This is a genomic window from Lachnobacterium bovis, from assembly GCF_900111325.1.
Classification (GTDB): Bacteria; Bacillota; Clostridia; order Lachnospirales; family Lachnospiraceae; genus Roseburia; species Roseburia bovis_A.
In genome coordinates, this window is record NZ_FOGW01000004.1 from 1 (window position 1) to 21,876 (window position 21,876).

General features: G+C 28.9%; 13 protein-coding genes. All 13 read right to left on the bottom strand.

Features of this window, described 5'->3' with window-relative positions; translation table 11 throughout:
• Window positions 1-810: hypothetical protein (locus tag BMY79_RS00020; RefSeq protein ID WP_143065797.1), on the bottom strand; the 810-nt coding region annotated here is incomplete at its 3' end.
• 971 nt (window positions 811-1,781) lie between these two features.
• Window positions 1,782-3,002, bottom strand: coding sequence for a UTP--glucose-1-phosphate uridylyltransferase (locus tag BMY79_RS00025; protein WP_022748663.1), 1,221 nt, complete (start codon window positions 3,000-3,002; stop codon window positions 1,782-1,784).
• Between the two features lie 122 nt (window positions 3,003-3,124).
• Window positions 3,125-4,750 (bottom strand): LTA synthase family protein, encoded by a 1,626-nt coding sequence (locus BMY79_RS00030; protein WP_074730254.1) that lies wholly within the window; start codon window positions 4,748-4,750, stop codon window positions 3,125-3,127.
• Window positions 4,751-4,771: 21 nt separating this feature from the next.
• Entirely contained in the window at window positions 4,772-5,707 is a 936-nt protein-coding gene (locus BMY79_RS00035) for a glycosyltransferase family 2 protein (RefSeq protein WP_027421922.1), read from the bottom strand.
• 111 nt (window positions 5,708-5,818) lie between these two features.
• The gene (locus BMY79_RS00040; RefSeq protein WP_074730255.1) at window positions 5,819-7,480 is read right to left on the bottom strand and encodes a DUF6020 family protein; all 1,662 of its coding nucleotides are present in this window, start codon (window positions 7,478-7,480) and stop codon (window positions 5,819-5,821) included.
• Between the two features lie 8 nt (window positions 7,481-7,488).
• Entirely contained in the window at window positions 7,489-9,198 is a 1,710-nt protein-coding gene (locus BMY79_RS00045; protein ID WP_074730256.1) for a hypothetical protein, read from the bottom strand.
• A 24-nt stretch (window positions 9,199-9,222) separates the two neighbouring features.
• Window positions 9,223-9,699: a GtrA family protein gene (locus BMY79_RS00050; RefSeq protein ID WP_027421919.1), complete on the bottom strand. Its 477-nt coding sequence runs from the start codon at window positions 9,697-9,699 to the stop codon at window positions 9,223-9,225.
• A gap of 20 nt (window positions 9,700-9,719) precedes the next feature.
• A complete protein-coding gene (locus BMY79_RS00055) occupies window positions 9,720-11,483 on the bottom strand; it encodes a glycosyltransferase family 2 protein (RefSeq protein WP_074730257.1) in 1,764 nt (587 codons plus the stop codon).
• A gap of 273 nt (window positions 11,484-11,756) precedes the next feature.
• Window positions 11,757-13,763 carry a DUF7657 domain-containing protein gene (locus tag BMY79_RS00060; protein WP_074730258.1) on the bottom strand — a complete coding sequence of 669 codons (2,007 nt, stop codon included), beginning with the start codon at window positions 13,761-13,763 and terminating at the stop codon, window positions 11,757-11,759.
• Between the two features lie 339 nt (window positions 13,764-14,102).
• Window positions 14,103-16,256, bottom strand: coding sequence for a L,D-transpeptidase (locus BMY79_RS00065; protein WP_074730259.1), 2,154 nt, complete (start codon window positions 16,254-16,256; stop codon window positions 14,103-14,105).
• A gap of 384 nt (window positions 16,257-16,640) precedes the next feature.
• On the bottom strand, window positions 16,641-17,717 hold the full coding sequence (locus BMY79_RS00070) for a hypothetical protein (RefSeq protein ID WP_074730260.1): 1,077 nt from the start codon (window positions 17,715-17,717) through the stop codon (window positions 16,641-16,643).
• Between the two features lie 260 nt (window positions 17,718-17,977).
• A complete protein-coding gene (locus BMY79_RS00075) occupies window positions 17,978-19,873 on the bottom strand; it encodes a transglutaminase domain-containing protein (protein ID WP_027421916.1) in 1,896 nt (631 codons plus the stop codon).
• 216 nt (window positions 19,874-20,089) lie between these two features.
• The gene (locus BMY79_RS00080; RefSeq protein WP_242941471.1) at window positions 20,090-21,871 is read right to left on the bottom strand and encodes a glucosaminidase domain-containing protein; all 1,782 of its coding nucleotides are present in this window, start codon (window positions 21,869-21,871) and stop codon (window positions 20,090-20,092) included.
• Window positions 21,872-21,876 lie beyond the last annotated feature (5 nt).

Below are 21,876 nucleotides of genomic sequence, written 5' to 3' on the forward strand. Positions count from 1 at the left end.
GACAGCAGTTGCTGTAAGTGACTGTTTTTCATTTCCTTTAGAATCTAAAATTTTTGCAATAACATTTTTAATAACTTTTCCAGCGCCTGCAGTTACAGTTACTTGTACAGTTTCATCTTTATTTTTCTCTAATACAACTTTGGTGTCCTTTTCTTTAACAGAATATCCCTTTTGTGTTGCATTTGTAGATTGTTTTATGGTAGCTACCGATGCACCAGTTTTTTTAGAGTAGAGATTTCCTGATGTTGGATATACTGAATCCTTTGTGATATTATCAGTTGGAAGCGCAGCCGGATCAAAATTTTCTCCATTTTCTGAAACAAATTTCCCTGTTACTTCTTTTGACCATTTGTAAATAGTTTTAGCATTGACTTGGACTGTTTTAACTATGTATAAATTAGGAGTAGTTTTCATTTCATTAAAGTTTCCTTCGGTAACATCTACTTTAGTATAATTATCGCCATTTTTTGTGCAATAAGTTGCGTCTTCACTAAACGCATCACCTACTGGTTCTTCTTCGATTGTAACTCCTGTATCAGTAGCACTCGTTGGTGTGTCAGCTTTAGTATAATTTTCACCATCTAATTTATATACATTATCTGTACCCCACTCATATTTGTCAACAACCGCTGTAGCAGGAGCTTCCTCTTCATAAACTGTTCCATCTTCAGCAACTACTTTCTCTCCTACAGCCGCCTTAACCTCTTGAGCGAAACTACCAACAAGTGGTACACTTGGTGCTAAACTAGTGCCAACAACAGTAGCACTTAATAAACCAATAAGTAATTTTTTCTTTAAACCTCTAATCATCTTGAGTGACCTCCTTATTTTAAAAATAAATTATTTTTCCCCGTTTTTGCTTTTGGATTTCATGTTATTTCCCCTTCTCCAAAATAAAAACGTCTAAATATAAAGATAATTTAGCGATTATCCTTATGTTTAGACGCTCTTTTTATACAACCACGGTCAAGATAAATTAATGTTAGGGATAATGCCTCTGCATCATTCAATTTTCAAGTCCTACATACAATTACTTCTTTAAGCTGTTGCCTTCTAAAATAATTCTTAAATGTAAGCCTCTGTTCTCTCTTACTGCTTACACTTTCTTTTTCGAACTAAATCTAAAAAAACATTATAGGTAAATTTATCTTTTTTTATAATGTATTCTCAATTTTTAATGAAAATTTTATGTCAGTTCACTATTAGTTTACCTTGGTAGTCAAACATTAAGTAGAAATTAAGTATTAATTAAAATTAATTAAGTCAATAAATAAGTTCTAATCTTTATGTCTGTATATTTTATTTAATTTTTACTATTGATATATAACTTATTATATTCATTTTATTTTTTCTGTCAATATCTTTTTTTTATAATTTTTACAACTTATAATACAAATTATTAACTTTGTTAACATTTTGTATCTTTTTCATGATTTATAAAATTTGTCTTGTACATTCTTTTTTTATTAAACAAACGCTGTAATTCCCTGCTTTTGTCCCCTCACACTCTTATTTCGTTTATAAGTAATAAAAAGTTTATAAACTTTTCTAAAATTTTTCATCCAAATCTATTTTATTATAATTTTTTTATTAAATTTACAATGATTTATTAAGACTATGTAAATACGATAACTAACCTGATAATACGTACGATTAGAGGAATCTTCCCTGCACTTGACTTGAAGAATAATGTAAATTGATATGTTATCAGAATCTCAAAAAAAATAGGTACTGGATAAAACTTTTTTATCCAATACCTAGTGGTTTATTTATCATTATTTTTATAATTCTACTCCATTTTCAATCAATAATTCACGTGCGGTTTCAACTGAATCTACACCTTGTGCATTTTTGACTGGAGCAAATTCTTTTTTACGATCTACTTCGAATGATAAGCAATTATCCATCATGTAGACCATATCTAAAATTAATAGTTCAAATTTGTAAGCATTTGGCTCTTCTGGTTTAACTAAATGTCCATCTTCAGCCATGTAAGGAACTTTTTTCTTAACTACGTGAACTGGGAATTTATTATCTACGATTTCCCAAAGTTTATCTACTCTGAATAAATAGTTCAATATAACACCAAATCCGTATAAAAGTGTTCCTTTTTCGTCCGTTGAATATGCCATTTCTTTAGTAAGTTCATAGTATTCTATGATTGATGGTTTACCATCTTCTAAGCAAAGTGCTCCAACTCTTTCTTCTGGATCAGCTTTTCTTACTACCTTGGCACCACATTCATTACCCGAATCGATTGTTGCTCCGATGAAAACTGGATCAGCAATTCTTTGTAAAACATTGTCAACAGCAAAAACATTTAACCACTTAATCTTTCTGCTATTTAAATCTTTATCTAAACCAGCTCTAACCATTGATGAGAACCAGCCACCATTACCGTTAGGTGACATTGCAAGTGATTCTTTTGAGTCTAATAAAATATTGCCATCAAAATCTACTGATGGAACCATATCCTGTACGAAAAATTGAACATAATTTTCATCATATCCAAAATAATCGTGCTCTTTGAAAAATTCTTTTGTTTCTTTATCATTCTTTTCACTAGTCATGATATAAAGTGGCACATAAGCTTTTGCTTCATCTGTAACTTCTTTTAAATTACTAATTAATTGCTCGAATATGTACAAATCCTTATGGATTCCCATATTAAACATTCCCTTAGCCTTATTAAAGCCAAGTCTTGTTCCTTGTCCACCTGCGAGTAAAATTGCTCCAACTTCACCTTTTCTGATAGCTTCTAAGCCTAATTCTTTGTAGTGACTTTTATTTTTTTCGATATCAGATATTTCCATTGCTCCTAATGGAGAAAATTCACCACGTTTTTGACCTTGACCATTGATCAAATCGAGTAAAGACCAATCCATATCTGTAAGTTGATGATCTAATTTATTAGGAATATCTTTAATATCTATATTGCTTAAGTAGTTTTTTAAATACTTCTGATTAGTACTATTAAGCTTATCTAGTATTTCCTTTTTCATTCTTTTCTCTCTTTCCTCATTTTACGTTCAAAATTTAGTTTATATTTTAGTAAAAGTAGTTTTCAACTAAATATAATATCAAACTTTTAACTTTTTTTCTAGGGAAAATCGAAAAATAATCTTTAACTAAACCTATCTATGTAGTATTGAGAATATTTCTCTAGTTCTTTATTAAACTTTTTGTATCCCATTTTTTCAGCTAATGTCTTCTTACTTGAAAAGGCATTAGTACCTAATCCAAGGCGTTCTCCTTTAATCTTAAAGCCCATTGATGCAAGCGTTGTTGGCAACATATCCATAATAGTTATTGTTCTATTTTTATTGCCTAAAACAGGTTCAACACTAGAATTAATAAAACAATTATAAACTGTTCTAACTTCGTCAGATGCACCTTTTACAAGATATCGATCCATTCTAGGATGATCTCCTTGAATTACAATTACAGTGTTTTCAAAGAAATCCTGTGTCTTACACCAATCAATAAATGAAGACAATTGACGATCTGCACATTCAACAACATCAGCAGTTAAACCTTTATTGCATTCTTCTTGACCATGATTGAACTTTTTAGAATAAGTATCACCACACAATCGACATCTATTTCCCATTGGAAAATGTGTATCACATGTAAGCATTGTGAAATTAAATGGTTGTTTTTTAGATGATATACGAGTCAATTCATTTTTAGCGTATTCGTATAATTTTTCATCTTCAAAGCCCCAACCAGAGCGATAATCCTTAGGAACTAATTTTTTCTTTCTAGCAGTATTTAGATCAAAAATATTATAATTTCCATGAGTTTTGAAATATTGTTTTCTACCAGCAAAATTAGCATCTGAACCACATAAAAATTCTTGATAATATCCTTCTTTATCAAGAACTTGTCCTAAAGTTGTGACACCTGAGGCAAATTTTTTCAGTTTACCAGTTTTGTTATACATATTTGGAAACTTAAATGGCAATCCTGATGTTGATGAAAAAATAGAACCAAATGTCCAATCATTACCACATGTATTCCTAATTCCTCTTAAATTAGAATTAGTAGAAAAAGAAATATTTTCTTGTGCTACTTTTTCCATGTTAGGAATTAAGTTCATATTATTAGGTTGGTATCCACCATACTTCTTACTTGCATATGTTGTTTCAAAACTTTCTACATATATATATATAAGATTCTTAGTAGGATTAGCTTTTTCAACAGTTTCTGCTCCAGCGTTATCATCTACAGATGCAACCTCGACGCCCTTATCTTTAGTTATTATAGCCTCTTTTGGATCAATATAATCAGTTTCATAAATCTTAGTATGATTAAACTGCATTACAGCATAAGACATATAATCAATTTTACTATTACAGTAAACTAATGATACTATAAAATAAATAAGCGCTAGTAAAAAGGAAACTATTCTACATATTTTTTTCTTTCTAGCTACTTTAGCTTCCTCGTTAATAAACAATAAGTCATTACGTTTTCTCGTAAAAAACCATTCAACAAAAAACACTAAAAAAATTATCAATAACGAACCAATAGCCGCTGGAATAGCTGCCAAAATAACCTTTTCTGTTATACCAGTATCGCTTCCTTTTAAGGGTGATCTAAGTGTAAAAATTGCAGCATCTATACTTACTTTTATATTTTTTTTATACCAATTACTTAATGGAAAAATTATAGACGCCAAAAAAATTGATACAACTATAAAAATATAATAAAAAAAGCTTCTTATTAATTTTAATTTTGATACTCTCATTACACTATCCTTCTTTTTATATTATTTATCATCCCTAGCTTCTCTTGTAACTCTATTTAGTTCCATTTCGAAGTCCTGTCTATTTTTTGCATACATTGTTTGTAAAATCAAACCTGTAAACAACGATTGTAATGCGGCTATCATAACAAATCCACTCATAATTAAAGTAGGAATTTTAGGTACTAATCCTGTCTTTGTATAATGTACAAATATTGGTACAAAGAAAGCACCTGAAATCACTGCTAAAATAAGAGCTATAACGCCAAAGAACGCAAGTGGTCTATAAGTTTTAAACAAACGAATTATTGTCTTAATTACTTTAAATCCATCTGAGTAAGTATTTAATTTAGACTCACTTCCTTCTGGTCTATCTCTATATTCTATAACTGAATTTTCTACATACATATTCTTATCAATTGCATGTATACTCATTTCTGTTTCAATTTCAAATCCTTTTGATAAAACCGGAAAAGTCTTAACAAATCTATAGCTAAACGCTCTATAGCCAGTCATGATATCTTTGATATCATTTTTAAACAATAAATTTATACTACCTCTTACAATTGAATTTCCAAAATTATGGAATGGTCTTTTATTTTCTTCAAAATATGTTGAAGATAATCTATCTCCGACTACCATATCTGCTTTTTTATTTAAAACTTTATCAACTAATGGTTGAACCTGATCTGCTGGATATGTATCATCACCATCAACCATAACATAACATTCTGCATCAATTTCGGCAAACATTCTTCTGATAACGTTACCTTTTCCTTGCTGATACTCGTATCTTACTACTGCCCCCGCTTTTCTTGCAATCTCATCAGTTCCATCACTTGAATTATTATCATATACATAAATAACTGCTTCAGGTAATTCTCTTCTAAAGTCCGTAACAACTTTTTCAATTGTCTTTGCCTCGTTATAACAAGGTATTAAAACTGCTATCTTGTCCATTTTTTTACCACCTTAAAAATCATATTTTATAAAACTTATAATTATTGTTACTTGCTATTTTTGCAATTTTTAATTTTGAATATACAATAATCACTTTATTATACAACAGTATTAAATTTCTGTAAACGATTCTGTATTTAACAAAGAATATTTTGGTGCAATCATAACTGCAATTCCCATAGGAACTAATAACACAAGTGGGAACACATATCTTAAACTATACGCTAATGGTGTTGCCACAATCATAGTTATCCAAATTCCAATTGCTGGCATCAGTGCTAAATATGAACCGCCTCTACGTCTTCTGTATCCTATTACAACAGACAAAAAAATAAACCAAGCAAACAGAGCACTACTTATTTTTTTATCTACTGAATATAAATTCTGAAATGAAAAACCACATTTATCTTTAACCACATCTCTTATCGGATATGACAATGTAAACCACATAGTATTATGTATATAGCCTGCACCATTTTGTCTACTTATATCCCAAAAGCCTTCATTAGCCAATGCCCAGCCTTTTAAAGCTTTAATAGGATTTTTCCTAACAATATTTAGGTATGTTCTAAGGAATAATCTATAATGATCATTTAAATATTCCTTGTTAAATGATGGCGCCCACTTGATTTTATCTACAATTAAAGGGCAATACAATTTATGTATATCTTCTTGCGGTATAATATTATTAATTACTTCCATATCTTCATTAGATACATCACCATTGTTTTCAATAATATAGCATACTTGCTGTAATGGAATTCCAAAACTTTCTACTTTATCATCCACATTATATTTAAAAGAATCATATATAGGTCCTCTTATCACTGAAAAAACACATATAAGTATAAATGATATTATAGCGCTATATTTTAATAATCTTTTTTCTTTATGATATGCAAAATAAACTAGTAATACAACTGTAAAGAAAAAGAATGCATATATACCATTATTCCTTGAAAAAGATATTAAATATGCTAAAACAGAATACAACAGTATTGTTTGCCATTTAATAAATTTTCTTTCTTCAGCTCTATTCCAAAAAATATTAAATAATAAAACTGAAAAAGCAAAAAAGAAAATCGAAAAAAATGTATCTTTCCACAACGAAACTACATACAACGGTATCAAATTAAATAAGCCAAAATATATCGTTGAAAGAATTATAAATTTTTTTGAAAAACCTTTTTTATATAAACTGTATAAAAAGCAACTTATAACTAAAGCCATCGCTATTGCTTGAACAATTGTGCATAAGAAAATCACATGGTACTCACTTAATGCAAACAAGCCACCTATTCCATACATTATTTCCCAAATCCATGTATATAATAATGGTTGATGGTTATTTATTACTGCCTCTCCTTTTGCCATTAATAACGTATATGTTGTATCAGCAAAAACTCCACCTGGATAAAAGGTTAACACACAAGGTAACCAACATATAATGAGAAGCATAAAAAAAGCAACAAACACTTTTACATTTTTAGTTCTTTCTACATATTCATTTTTCTTTTGTGATAAATTAATGATTTTTTCAATAATTGTTATCCCAACATTAGTCAATAAAAAGCAACAAATAAATAGGCATATATCTAAAACACCAAATTTTGAAAAAAATGCTTCTTTATTACTTGAAAAAATATCACTTGTTATTGTAATTTTATTTGCAAGAACTATCATAATAGAAAACATTATTGCAAATAAATTTTTTATAACAAAAAGATATCCATTTTTTGGAGTCATCTTAAATTTCATATCTTTTTTTAACATGTTTATACCTACTTCTTTTTATTTTTTAAATTTTTAAAAGCCTTATCCGCTAACTCAACCACAGAAAGAATACATAAATATTTACCAATTTGAATCAATCCATATGCTCCGGATGAATAAAATGGTCTAATATACACTTCCATATCTTTTGTAAACCAAGATGTGAAAAATGAAACTCCAAAAATCAAACAATATGCACTTAATGCGATTCCTGTTATCATTAGCCAACATTCTAAATTATCATACTTTTTCTTTATCAATTGATAAAGAACACAAATAGTTATCACTATATATGAAAGAACTGCAGCTAGATTAATAATTTTAGATGTCTTTTTGTACATTTTTATCACACGATTTGATACAATTGCAAATTTTTTTGATTGAACCATTTTGGTATCTTCTTCATTTAATTCAAGTGGTGCATAAACGCCATAACGAACTTCATAATATCTTATTTTTGCAGGATTAGGGTATAATGGTAATTCGCCTTGCATCTTACATTCTGAATAACTTGAAATTTTATTCATATTTTCTACCGATAACATCATGTATTTTGGCAATTCATTATACTTAACACAAGTGGCCTGTTTCGTAAAAAAGATTCCTTCCTTAGTTTTAATCTTTCCATCTTTTCTTGCCGCCTTTAATTCAATATGAACTTTTTTCCAAAAATCATTAGCTGTATTGGCATCTTTATATAATCCCTTATTTTCTGCTGCTTGTCTAAGAGACCATGTTATTAAATCACCTTTTACTTCTTTGCCTCCACCCCAAGTCTTAATGGATTCATTTACTTCTTTTTTTATAGTTCTTAGGGTACTACTATTTTTTAATGCTGTATTTATCGCATCTTTTGAAATCCAAACAGATTTATTTTCATTTTTACCATCTATTCTATATAAATCAGACATTGCGTCCGCAAAATATCCGCCAGTTCTATCATTCACCATAAAGACCCCATAATATTTTTTATTTATAATTTTTATGGTAAATGTACAACAAACTAACATTATTAACGGTAATAAGAATAAAACTGTTTTTTTAATTTTACCTTTTATATCTAGCTCTTTCTTGCCATTAATTAAAAAAGTATCTATAAGATTTAAAATTGTAACTACCAACACGAAAGGCATTACCCATATTGAGTCTTCTCTTAAATAATAAAAATAACACAAAACTGCTCCTGTAGCCAAATTCCATCCCAAAAGTTCTTTAAAACTTTTATTTCTTCTAAAGAAAACTCCAATCATACAAGAAAAAACAATAACTGTCATATCAGGAATTAAAGCATTTCTATACATTCTTTGTCTTGCTAAATAATCCAAACTTATCGGATTAAATAGTAATAAAATATATACTATTTTTAATATATAATCTGATTTTATTTTTTCTTTTATAGCTAATACGAACGTTAATGCTGCTAAAATATCAAGACCACTTAACACAACTGTATAGGGAATCGATGTTTTAACACAAAAAGCTAACAACAAAGAATATGACATTCCCTTTACCAAAGTTTGACTATTATATTCGCCTAACCAATTAAATTTAGCCAATGAATCAGCATAATTAAATAATAAACCATCATCACTTCCAAAATCTGGTCGTATAAGATATGCCATTTTAAAATTCACACAGATACGTACTATTGAAAATAATACACATATCCAAAATAAAATTTTTGAAATATCCTTTTTTTTAATTTTAATTTTTGTCATTTTACTTCCCCTTAATCTCATACTCTACTTAAAAATAAATAGTTTACTAATTACATAATTCAATAGAATAACCACTACTTGTGCTACTATCTTCACTAATAAACTTCCAAAGCCTAACATATTGATAAATACTAACAATATTGCTTCTTCAATAACCAGCGTAATAATTCGTCCAGAATAAAAAGATAACATTTGCTTCATAAAATCTTTAATATTATCAGTTGGTGACGCAAATACCCAAACTCTATTAGTCAAAAAAGCAAACATAACTGTAATTATCCATGATAAAACATTTGCAATTAATGCATCCATTTTCATAGGAACGTTAAACAATGCATATGTTGCAACACTTACTATAAAACTAAGGCCACCAAAAAATAAATACAATAATATTTCCTTATTTTTTTTATAAAATGGATTAAATATATTCAGCACAGGCAAAGACATTATCTTATCAAATATATCTTCTTTCATATAATTATTATTTTTTTCAATGTCCATTTTCTTTTTCCTTTCAAACATTATAAGGCTTTTTCTATTCCGTCTAATGCAAAATCTGGTCTCGCCATTGATAAATTAATATTATAAAATGGATCTCCCTCTATTAAGATTTTTCTCCATTTCTCTTGCATATAAGCAATTTCACCAGCAAATCTAAGTTTTTTCTCTGGTGTATCTTCTTTGCCTCGGCTCTTAGACTCATAATGTAATGCAGTTACATTTGGATCATATACGTTCCAATATCCCGCCTTGGCTACTTTTAAACAAAAATCAACATCATTAAATGCAACTTGTAACTTTTCTTCTAGGCCACCTACAGAATCAAATATCTTGCGCGATACCATAAACATAGCCGCTGTAATTGCACTATAGTTTTGTTGTGTAAATACTCTATTATTATATCCACCAACTTTTCCATCTAATCCAGGATATAAATTCTGAGCAACTCCGCCTAAACCTACTACAATTCCAGCATGCTGAACAGTCTTATCAGGATAATACAAATGAGCACCAACTATTCCAACGCCAGATCTCATACAATTGCCTAGCATTCTTTCCATCCAATCAGGGGATGTAATTTCAATATCATTGTTTAATAATACTAAATATTCACCTTTGGCATATGATGCTCCGAAATTATTAATTGCAGAATAATTAAATATACTCTGCCATACTACGACCTTTATACCTTTTTTCTTAAGTTCTTCGTAATACTCAAAGGTTTTCTCATCTGTACTATTATTTTCTATTATAATAACTTCATAATTGTCGTATGTAGATTTTTCAATAGATTCTATACATCTTGCTAATGTTTCAACTTGATCCTTATTAGGAATCAAAATAGAGACTAATGGATGCTCTTTTAATTGGTATTTCAAATCTAATACACTGTATTTTTCATTTACTACTATATCAGCTTTTTGATTTATTGTTTCTAAGTGCTTCTCTAGAACCTTTTTTTCTTCTTTTAAAATAACACTAATATCTACATTTTGCTTTACACTATGCACTAACACTTTAGGTAAATGTACTATTTCATTAGCATTTTCACAACATTGTAAAAGAATGCTATAAATATTTGATTCAACCTTTTCTAAATCTAAATTTTTTATAAACTCAATATTCATAAATGTTGATTTACTGATTGCAAAAACATTTCCAATGTAATTACAACTTCTTAACATATCAACACTATAATCCGGCTTGAAATCTGGTGTACAATGCACTCCATCTAATATATAATCTGAATCTGTATAAAAAACATCAAATTTTTTATCTATGTAACTATTTGCCAATTCATATAGATAATTTGGTGCGAACTTCTGATCAAGTCGAGTAAATAATATTATGTCTGCCACCGTAGCTCTTGCAACATTTTGAATTTGTTCTGCTATGCTCTTATCTTTATCTAGTATCATTTTTTCAAAAGAATTATGATATTCATATTTAATTCCATAATCCTCTGAGCATTGCTCTTTTTCTAAAATAACACTCTTCCATTCTGTATAAATCTGATTTTCTAATGAAACTATAGCATTATTACATGCCTCATCATTTCCTTGCAAAATAATAACTTCTATTGATGGTTTATTTAACATTTTTAAAACTTTTTTACTTTGACTATCTAATTCTTTATTAGATACTGCTTTATCTAAAAACCATTCATTGTATGTTTCATATGATTTTTTCTTATCTTTTATTTTATTTGCTATCCCGCTTATACCGTATTTAGTATATAAAAATTTTGCTTTCTTTAATTTAAACTCAAATGCTTTATAATTCATGTCTTCTCCTACTTAACTATTTAACAAAATCTTTTGCTAATAATATTTTGCTACTCTCCTTTTGCAATTTTTCACTTCATTGTTATGTTCTAATATATCAAAACACAACATTTATCATTATAACATATCTTATATAAATTTCCAAAAAAAATGAATGCGTAACAAACGCATCCACCTTTTCTCTATTGCAGTTTTAATCCAACATTCAAGTCTATTCTTAAATTCATTTGCAATATTTACTCTATTTTTCCTAAAACTCTCATTTAAATACTCCTAATTTATCTCATATATACTATACCCATCCTGTTGACAAAGTATTTTATATTCAATTTTTTCTTGCTTTAAGATTTTTTCATTTTTTTGTTTAGCCAAAACATATTTGACACCTATTTTCTTTAAATCTTTAGGATTTATTGTTAAGGCTACACTATCATTTGAAAATAATTTTATATTTGTTTTTTCATTAGTCATAGAAACTATATAATTCAAATATCTATTATATACGAAATTTTCTTTGCCTTTAGGATCTAATTTATTCCATTTTTTAAAATCCGGATAAAAGCTAGTTGCACTCAAGCATTTTGCTCCATTTGCCATTGCAAAATTTGAAATCAATTTTTCATCTGGATCCATAACCATCCAATATGAATTTGAATCTTTTTTTACTATTTTTTCAATTTCTCTACTGATTGGATGATTCGTAATTGGAGATATTCCCGTACATACTGGATTAACAAATGCACCTGATAAAAACATTACAATGCACATACTAATAGCAAATAATTTCTTATATCTTAAAAGTGCCATTAATGCAATCACAACTAAAATTGCAATCTCTAAAATTAAAATTTTCTGTGGTAAGTATAAACGCATTTCATCTGTTATCATCATTACATACGCTAATCCGTATAATATAGATGTTAATATTAATTGCGATTTTTTATACTCATCTTTATATTTCCAAATAATATTGATACTCCAAATGTTGAAAATAACACCTGTAAATCCATATCCCATTTGCATTCTGTTTATATAACTAAATAATGTGTATTTTGCAAGTCTTGGTGTAAAGCCAATACACATAAAAACTATTTCTACTAATACACATACTAATAAAGCTTTTCCTATTAATAACTCATCTTTTGCTTTAGCAGAATCTTCTTTACGGAGTATTCTCGCGATGCTTGGAAATAACATTAAAAATAAAGGTGTAAAATGAATAAATGTAGAAACTTCCGAATTATTAAATACATTAGAATCTCTAAACGCTAATGTAAGTGATGAAAGTCCTGTAAAAATATCCTTCAAAGTAGAATCTCCACCAACAGAAATTCTTTTTCCGGGATATACAGTATTCATTAATAATTTAAAATCTGCTCTAGATGTTAAAACAACATAACCAACTATTCCAACTGCAATAATTCCTGCTACAATTACTCTAACTAAGACGTCATATATATTCTTTTTTACTATATTTTTTTCTAGATCACTTGTTATTCCCCATTTTTCTCTATCACGAAGCAATACTGTCACAAGTAAAACAAAGCTTACAGCACCTGCAACAATTTGACATGATGGAAAAATAGATAATACAAAGCCTGCTGCCATAAATCCAGCCAAAATAGTAAACATCCATTTTAAAAATTTATTTGTATTTACAATCAAATAATAACCTAAATCAAATAACATCATCGCATAAACAAATACTATTGGCATATGTGGTATCATCCACCATTGTAATGCGGGTGAAAAACCAATCATACACATTCCTACAATGGATAAAATATTATTTTTTTTAGTTAATATATAAAACATCTCAAATGACGAGATAAAAAGTGCTAACACTAAACCGCACCAATAAAAACTAAGTCCCCTTGCATTACCAAAAATCACATAACCTATGTTAAATGGTTTGGCTAATAATGTAATATCCTTTATTGGGGCATAATAGTCTAATACCATATTAGTTTGATCTATAGACATTTGTTTGCTGTATTTTCTATAATTATTATATTTTTGTGAAAAATACGTTGGTATATGTACCGCATATTCATCACTTCGTATGTCTCTTGATTTTCCAATAATTTTATACTGTCTAGCTTCCATTTCATTAATATGAGTTGGAAAAACCTCATCATACTCTCCCATTGATGAACCATGTAATCCTAAAATAACGCATGCTATAAATATTATTAATGCTATAACATATCGAAATCTTATCATTACATCTAATATATTATTTATACTTTTTTTAAAATTTTTATTATTATTTTTCACCACTTTTATCTAACACCTACCCGAAAAAATTTCGATACCCTTTCATTTACACAATAACTTATATTATATCACATTTATATATTGATTCAAACAAATTGATACACAATTGCCAATCATTTATTTCACATTTTATAAGCCAAAACGTCTTAGACTAAAAAAATAAAATATAAAAACTCAAAAAAAATACCGACCTCTATCTGTTAGATTTAAAATAGTATCTTTTTTACTAGATTATACTCTAGTGAAATAAATACACTTTTTATCTAACCTCTAGAAGTCGGTAAATTACGTTTAATTATAATAAATTATTAACTTCTCATTAGCACTAAATATATATTAAAATCAACTATAAATTACTACAGTTGTACCAATTGGAATATTATCATATATCCATTTTGCTTTATTAATATCTAATCTAACACATCCATGAGATACACCAACGCCTAATCTCCCATCTTTAATATGTGTTGGTGATGAAGTCTGTGTATATAATACTGAATGGAATAAATATCCTTTATAAATTCTTGTTGCATACCAGCATCTTGCTGAACCAGAATCAAAATAAGGTTTTTTATTTACGATGTGGAATAATCCTTCTACTGTAGGAGTCGAAGCTTTTCCATCTCCACATAAGAAATAGTCTACTTCTCCCCATCTACCCTGGGATCCACTAAATATTCCAACTTTGTGTCTTGATCTATCTACAAGGATAAGGTATGGTGATGGGCTACTATATCTTTGAGCAATATTAATCATCGCATCTGTTCCAACTATAGGTGGGGGAGTTGGATGTAATCTTTCTTTTACGTCATTATACAAATTCTGATCAAATTGAGCCTTAGCTTGTCTACCTTCAATTATTCCGATTCCGCCAAAATGCTCAAGGAGCGAAACATCATCATCTCCATATGCTCTTACTAAATCTGGATAATGTGAAGAATAGAAATAATAATCATAAATTGGGGCTAATTCTATTCCACCGTAAACTGTTACAGGATTTTGAAGCGTGGTAACACCACTCGTATGTCTTCCCTCTGCTGCACCATGATTAATATAATGTTTATAATATTCAGGATAATTATTTCTAAATATCAAACGCAAATCTCTATACTCATATCTATATGAGCGAACATCAAAAGTATCATTTCCTTTTCTTTGTTCTCTCATACCAAACTCAGCAAAATGTTTAATTGCACCTGCATCATCATCTGCATATAATCTCTTTAAATCAGGATATCTGTTTATATACTCATGAAAATTATATACCTTTGAATAATCTATACCATTGATTTTAGTAATAATACCTTGTAAACTAGTAACACCACTTGTATGTCTTCCTTCTGCTGCGCCATGTTTAATATAATGTCTGTAATATTGAGCATAATCTGAGAAAAATGCACCACGTAAATCCATATATTCATACCTATATGAACGTACATCAAAGGTATCATTTGCTTTTCTCTGCTCTCGCATACCAAATTTATAAAAATGTTCTAAAGCGCCTGCATCATCATCTCCATAAAATGCCTTTATATCTGGATTGTTCTCTATATAGTAGTGATAATCATAAACCTTAGAATAATCTTCATTGTTTACTCTTGTCAACGGATTTCTTAACTCTGTAACTCCTGTTGTATCTTTTCTATTTTCTCTTAGACCATGATTAATGTAATGTTCATAATACATTTTATAATTTCTTCTAAAATGAGCTCTTAAATCCGGATATGCATATCTATAAGACTTTGGATCAAATGATTCTTTTGCCTGTCTTTGTTCATTCATTCCAAATTCGGCAAAATGTTTTATATATAACGCATCATTATCGCCAAAAGCTTTCTCTAAATCCTTATTATGCAATTTATAATAATCATAGTCATATACTGCAGAATAATCTTTGCCATTATAGGAAGATATGGTTTTCTGAAGTGTTTCACAGCCGGTTGCTACTCTATTTTCATACTGACCATATTGAACATAATGTTTATAATATTTAACCAAATTATTTCCAAAGGCTGCTCTTAAATCTGGGTTTGCATTTTTATAAGATTTAACATCAAAATTAGGACTTGATAATCTTCCTTCTGACATACCAAATCTTATGAAGTGTTCGAATACGGCGCTTGGATTATAAGGATACTCCTCTCTAACATCTGGATTGTTCTCTATATAGTAGTGATAATCATAAACTGCACTATAATCTACACCCTCATAAACTGGTGAAATTGGTTCCACCCTAGGAACATCTTTTTCTTCTTCAAACGATTGTAGCTCATCACTTTGCTCATTTGTATATAATTTTGACTCTTCATTCGATTTTTCTAATTGCTCTTCTTTTTCTAAATTCGAGCCATTCTCTACATCTTGCTGATTAGAATTTTCTTTAATTTCTTCTGCTCGTACATTTTTCAAATTACCAACATTAAACGTTGCAGCAATAATTCCAGCTGAACATATAATTTTTAGAATCTTAAGACCTATATCTTTATCACGATGCATTTTTTATCCCCTCCTTTTATTTTTTTATTATCATAAGTCTCCTTGTTAATCTAAAAATTATATCGGTACATCTTATTTTTTTACTTTTATTTCAAATATTCTTTATAGAATTTTAATATTGCTTTATAAGAATTTTATTTTTTTTACATAACATTATCTTTAATATTTTTTCAAAAAATTACGAGTCTTCATAATTGATATTCAACCAAAAAATACCGACCTCAAATCATCAATTCTTTTCGATTAATCTAATGATTTTTGGTCGGTATCTTATTATTTTTTTATATAAAACTTATATTATCTTTATGACAAATTATAGGTTCTTAATTACTATGAATCTTACTAGCTTTTGACACTTACTCCGCCTGTTAATCAGCCGGGGTTTTATTCGCCACTTGTTCCTGGTTGTCCTGATGGTTGTTCTGGTTCTGGGTCTGGTAAAGGTCCATCAGCTTTTCTTCCTTCTGCATGACCAAATATAATATAATGCATATAATATTTCTTTAAGTCATTACCAAATGCACCTCTTAAATCTTCGTAATTGTTTTTATACTGTTGAACTTTAAAATTAGAACTAGCCTCACGGCCTTCTTTCATTCCAAACTCAACAAAATGTTTTAGTAATCCTACTTCATCAAGACCAATTGCATCTTGTAAATCTTTATATTTATTATAATATGCATTTGCATCATATACTAACGAATAATCAACACCATTATATGTTGTTATTGGATCTATTATTTCATCTGTTTGCTCTGATGTTTTACGATTTTCGTTAAATCCATTATAAATATAGTGTAGATAATAGCTCTCTGTATCATTACCAAACGCTCTTCTCAAATCTGGATTTGCATTTTTATAAGATACAATATCAAAACCATCCTTTGCATTACGGCCCTCTTTCATACCGAACTCAACAAAATGTTTTAATAATGCTATATCATCGTCTCCGAATGCTTTTGCCAAATCAGGATACTCTTTATATTTAGCATAATCATAAACTTTAGAATAATCCCTTCCATTATATTTGGTTATAGGATTCATAACTTCATATGAATCTTGTTTTGTAGCAACTCTTTCTTCATTAATTCCGTAATCAAGATAATGCTTATAATAACTATATCTATCATTACCAAATGCACTTCTTAAATCAGCATATCTATTCTTATAACTCTTCCAATCAAATTTCGAACTTGTTATTCTATCTTCTTTAATTCCAAATTCAACAAAATGTTTTAATGCTTTTTGCTTATCTCCCTTGCAAAACATCGCAACATCAACATTCTCTTTAACATATGTATCATACTCATATACTGGTGAATAATCTACACCTTGGTAATACGTAGGATATGTACCACCTGCTTCCGCTTTAACTGTTGCCGTCGGAATCACATTTGTCAACACTAGGGTTGTTGTCATAACAACACCAAAAAGTTTCTTTTTAAAATTTTTATTAATCATTTTCTCCTCCTTTATAGAATTTAAAAATTAGTAATACTACAAAAATAATTAACTCATATTTGAGTTTTTTTATTTATATTTTATATCGTTTTGTAATAAATTAAGCTTATATCGATTATTATTTTTAATGTATTCTTAAGTATGTCTTTATAAGCTATTTATATAATTAAAAAATCTCTATCTAAACTTTTATAGAATAGATAGAGATTTTATTTTTAATATTTTTTCTTAATTCTCATTTAATATTGTTTATAATTCTATTATATTTTACTTTGTGCATTTCTCTTTTCATTCACTCCATAATTAATATAATGAATATAATACTCTTTATTATTATTTCCAAATGCTTTTCTTAAATCTGCATAATTTGATTTATATATTTCTAAATTAAAGCTTGTCTTTGCTTGACGACCTTCTTTCATTCCATAATCCACAAAATGTCTAAGAAGTGCTTCTTCATCGTATCCAAATGCTTTCTTTAAATCACCGTACTTATTTACATATTCATTGGCATCATATAATACAGCATAATTTCTGCCATCTAAAACAGTCATAGCTCCCACTATTTTATTTTCCATACCTGATGTGTGACGATTTTCTCTTTCACCATTTTCAATATAATGTCTATAATATTTTTCTAAATTACTTCCAAAAGCACGTCTTAAATCTGGATATTCATTCTTGTATGAATATACGTTAAAACTCTGTTTTGAATATCTTCCTTCTCTCATTCCAAATTCAACGAAATGTTTTATAAGTAATTCATCATTATTTCCAAATGCTTTTTTCAAGTCTGGATTATTATTAGCATAATAATCTGGATCATATACTGCCGAATAATTAGTACCTCCATAGCTTGTTATTTTATTTCTTGGTAATAACGAAATTGCATTTCGTCCTTCCATTACTCCGTAAAATAAAAAATGTTCATAGTATAAAGGATAATTATTTCCAAAAGCATTTCTTAAATCTGGGTAATTTTGCATATATATCTTACAATTAAATGATGATTCGCCTATTCTTTGCTCATTCATCCCAAACTGCATAAAATGATCAAATAATTTAGCTTCATTATTTCCTATAACGCTTGCAACATCACTATAACGATTATAGTAAAACATACTGTTAAAAATCCTCATCCATAATGGAGTAGGTGCTGTTCTTCTTGGTTCTAATCCATTCCATAAACTTTGTACTATATGTTCCCTATCACCAAAAGGAGGTCTTAAAAAATATTTAATAGAATTCGATACTCCATCGTTTACATCATCATCTTCCCACGTTACATCTACATCATACCATACTTCTCTTAAATTAATGGTAACCCACTGATGTGTTTCACTAGTCAAACAAGCAGCTTCTATTCCCATGGCATTACTTAACATCTCATATGCTTTTGAATATCCTGAACAAACAGATCTTTTTTCTACTACTGCACTATATGCACTTTGGTCTTTTTGTGTATTTACGTATGTAACACTTTCATCAATTAGTACTTCTAGTTTTCTTAATTTTTGCAGTTTAGTTGGATAACTATTTGCGATTGAATACCAATTATCTAACTGTGCTTTAAATGCCTGTTTTGCATTGTTTCTATTTTGTCCATTTGCAAAATCACTATATACATTTGGTGTTATAACTTTTGTATTACCGTTATAATTACCATATGTAAATACATTATTCAAAAAGAAAAATTGCGGATTATCTATCGTAAAAATAACAGCTATATCTTTTGCTCGATTTTCACTAATGCTTGTTCCATCGTAAGTTACTAACCCAACTGTATACGAATTACCTGTTATATCACAATTTTTTGTACTGTTTAATACTTCTTCACATTTTCCGTATAAACCATCATACAATCTTTTTTCTGCTGAATTTAATTTATTATAATGTGTTCGTGCACCATATCTTGACCAATATGGATCTGCATAATATTGAGTTTCAAAATTTCTATAGCCGTCATTATTTTCTTCTTGTTGTAGATAATCTTTTAAATTATCTACTTTTTCAAAAACAGGCTGCTTATAGCCGCTTTCGTTTTCTGATGCCATAACTTTTTCTGTTTGAAAAGTTATAACTCCAAGAGCTGTTGCTATAAACGCAAATAGAAAAATCTTACTCCTTTCATAAAACACTTTCATCAATTCTTTCATTTCATCTCTCCTTTATAAATAGTTTTCTACAACGTTTATTATCGCCATTTTCACTGTTTTTCATTATTTTTTTATGCTTCTATATTTTATTTTTATTATACTCCTTTAATACTTTTTATTATTAGAAAAAAATACCGACCTCTACTCACCAAATATAATCTGATTTTTAAGATCGGTATTATCTAGAATCTTTTCTAAAACTATCTTTATTTACTTTTAATTATGGATACGATTCTCAGTATGACCTATTCTCATATAATGTTCATAGTATTTTGCGAGATCATCACCAAATGCGACTTTTAAGTCTACATTATTCTCTTTATAAGCTTGAACATTAAATCCTTCAATAGAATTTCTACCTTCACGCATTCCATACTCCACAAAATGTTTGAGAACTGCTTCATCATCATTTGGATACGATGCAGCAACATCACTATTATTTTCAATATAATGAATGTAATTATAAATCAATGAATAGTCTACTCCATTTAAAGAAGTAACGCCATCTCGGATTGATGTCACTCCTGTTGCTTGTCTACCTTCTCTTTGTCCATTTGAAATATAATGTAAATAGTAACGCTCTTTGTCATGTCCAAAAGCTTCTCTCAAATCTTTATACTCATATTTGTATGATTGGAAATTAAAATTCTCTGCTGCTTGTCTTCCTTCTTTCATTCCAAATTCAACGAAATGTTTAAGTGTAGCAACATCATCATTTGGAAAAGCTGCCGCAACATCCTTATTATGCTCAATATAATAATTGTAATTATATACAGCTGAATAATCTTTTCCAGCATACTTTGTTATAGGATTAAGTAAAGTAGTTACACCTGTTGCTTTTCTACCTTCTTTTTTACCATTGCTAATATAATGCAAATAATATCTTTGCTTATCATTTTTAAAGTTTACTCTTAAATCAGCGTATGCATTTCTATATGAAAGCCAATCAAAATTAGGACTAGACTTTCTGCCTTCTTTCATTCCATTATTAATAAAATGTCTTAATATTGCAATGTCATCATCTTTGAAAGCATTCTTTACGTCTGGATTATTTTGAATGTAGTATTCATAATTATATACTAGTGAGTAATCTTTTCCAGCATACTTTGTTACTCCACCACCTTGTCTAGTTGGGCAATTTAGTGCATTTCTACCTTCTTTTTGTCCATTCATAATGTAATGCATGTAATATCTCTTTAAGTCATTACCAAATTCATTTCTTAAATCTTTATATCTATTCATATAAGATTTAACATCAAAATTAGGGTTTGCAATTCTTCCTTCGCTCATTCCATTATTAATAAAATGTCTAATTAGTGAATCTGAATTACTACCATATGCTCTTGCTGCATCTGGATTATGAATTTTATAATAACCTGGATCGTATACTGGAGCATAGTTAACACCTGCATACCAAGTACTAAATGTTGATACTCCTAACAATTCTGCTATATAGCGATCAACTAATGTATATCCATAATTCTTAGCTGCTGCCCATCCTTGACGATTAGGGTTTTCTTGAATTCCTAACCATTGAACATAAGGTGCTTTAGGACTTGTATCTGAATATACATATTTATATCTTGGATCAACTACTGGATTTCTTAACTTTTGAATTGATGCATAAGCCTTAAGATGTTGAACCTGAGCTCTTACACCTTCTCTTACACTTCTAAAACTATTTCCTTGAGCTCCGCCACCAACTGCACCTATTCCTGCAAAATTATATTGACTACGATGAACATCACCACCATACTTCAAAAAGCCTGTTTCATTCATCGCCTGTGCGAATGCAACTTCTGTTTTTACACCTTCAGCTTCACATTCTTCCATATAGATTTTACAAAAATGATAAATAGTTGGTGCATCAGAATTCTGATAATCACTTGGATACTTTGCGTGTTTCTCATAGTAATTAATCATTTGATTAACTGTTACACTTGGGCTGCCCATTATTGGATACAAGTGATCAGATAAATTAGCTTTTACTGATTCCACTGAGC

Bases quoted from the DNA above. Each gene is read 5' to 3' on its own strand.
- BMY79_RS00050 (WP_027421919.1), bottom strand. From the start codon at position 9,699: ATGGACATTGAAAAAAATAATAATTATATGAAAGAAGATATATTTGAT.
- BMY79_RS00075 (WP_027421916.1), bottom strand. From the start codon at position 19,873: ATGAAAGAATTGATGAAAGTGTTTTATGAAAGGAGTAAGATTTTTCTA.
- BMY79_RS00065 (WP_074730259.1), bottom strand. From the start codon at position 16,256: ATGCATCGTGATAAAGATATAGGTCTTAAGATTCTAAAAATTATATGT.
- BMY79_RS00025 (WP_022748663.1), bottom strand. From the start codon at position 3,002: ATGAAAAAGGAAATACTAGATAAGCTTAATAGTACTAATCAGAAGTAT.
- BMY79_RS00040 (WP_074730255.1), bottom strand. From the start codon at position 7,480: ATGTTAAAAAAAGATATGAAATTTAAGATGACTCCAAAAAATGGATAT.
- BMY79_RS00045 (WP_074730256.1), bottom strand. From the start codon at position 9,198: ATGACAAAAATTAAAATTAAAAAAAAGGATATTTCAAAAATTTTATTT.
- BMY79_RS00035 (WP_027421922.1), bottom strand. From the start codon at position 5,707: ATGGACAAGATAGCAGTTTTAATACCTTGTTATAACGAGGCAAAGACA.
- BMY79_RS00030 (WP_074730254.1), bottom strand. From the start codon at position 4,750: ATGAGAGTATCAAAATTAAAATTAATAAGAAGCTTTTTTTATTATATT.
- BMY79_RS00055 (WP_074730257.1), bottom strand. From the start codon at position 11,483: ATGAATTATAAAGCATTTGAGTTTAAATTAAAGAAAGCAAAATTTTTA.
- BMY79_RS00070 (WP_074730260.1), bottom strand. From the start codon at position 17,717: ATGATTAATAAAAATTTTAAAAAGAAACTTTTTGGTGTTGTTATGACA.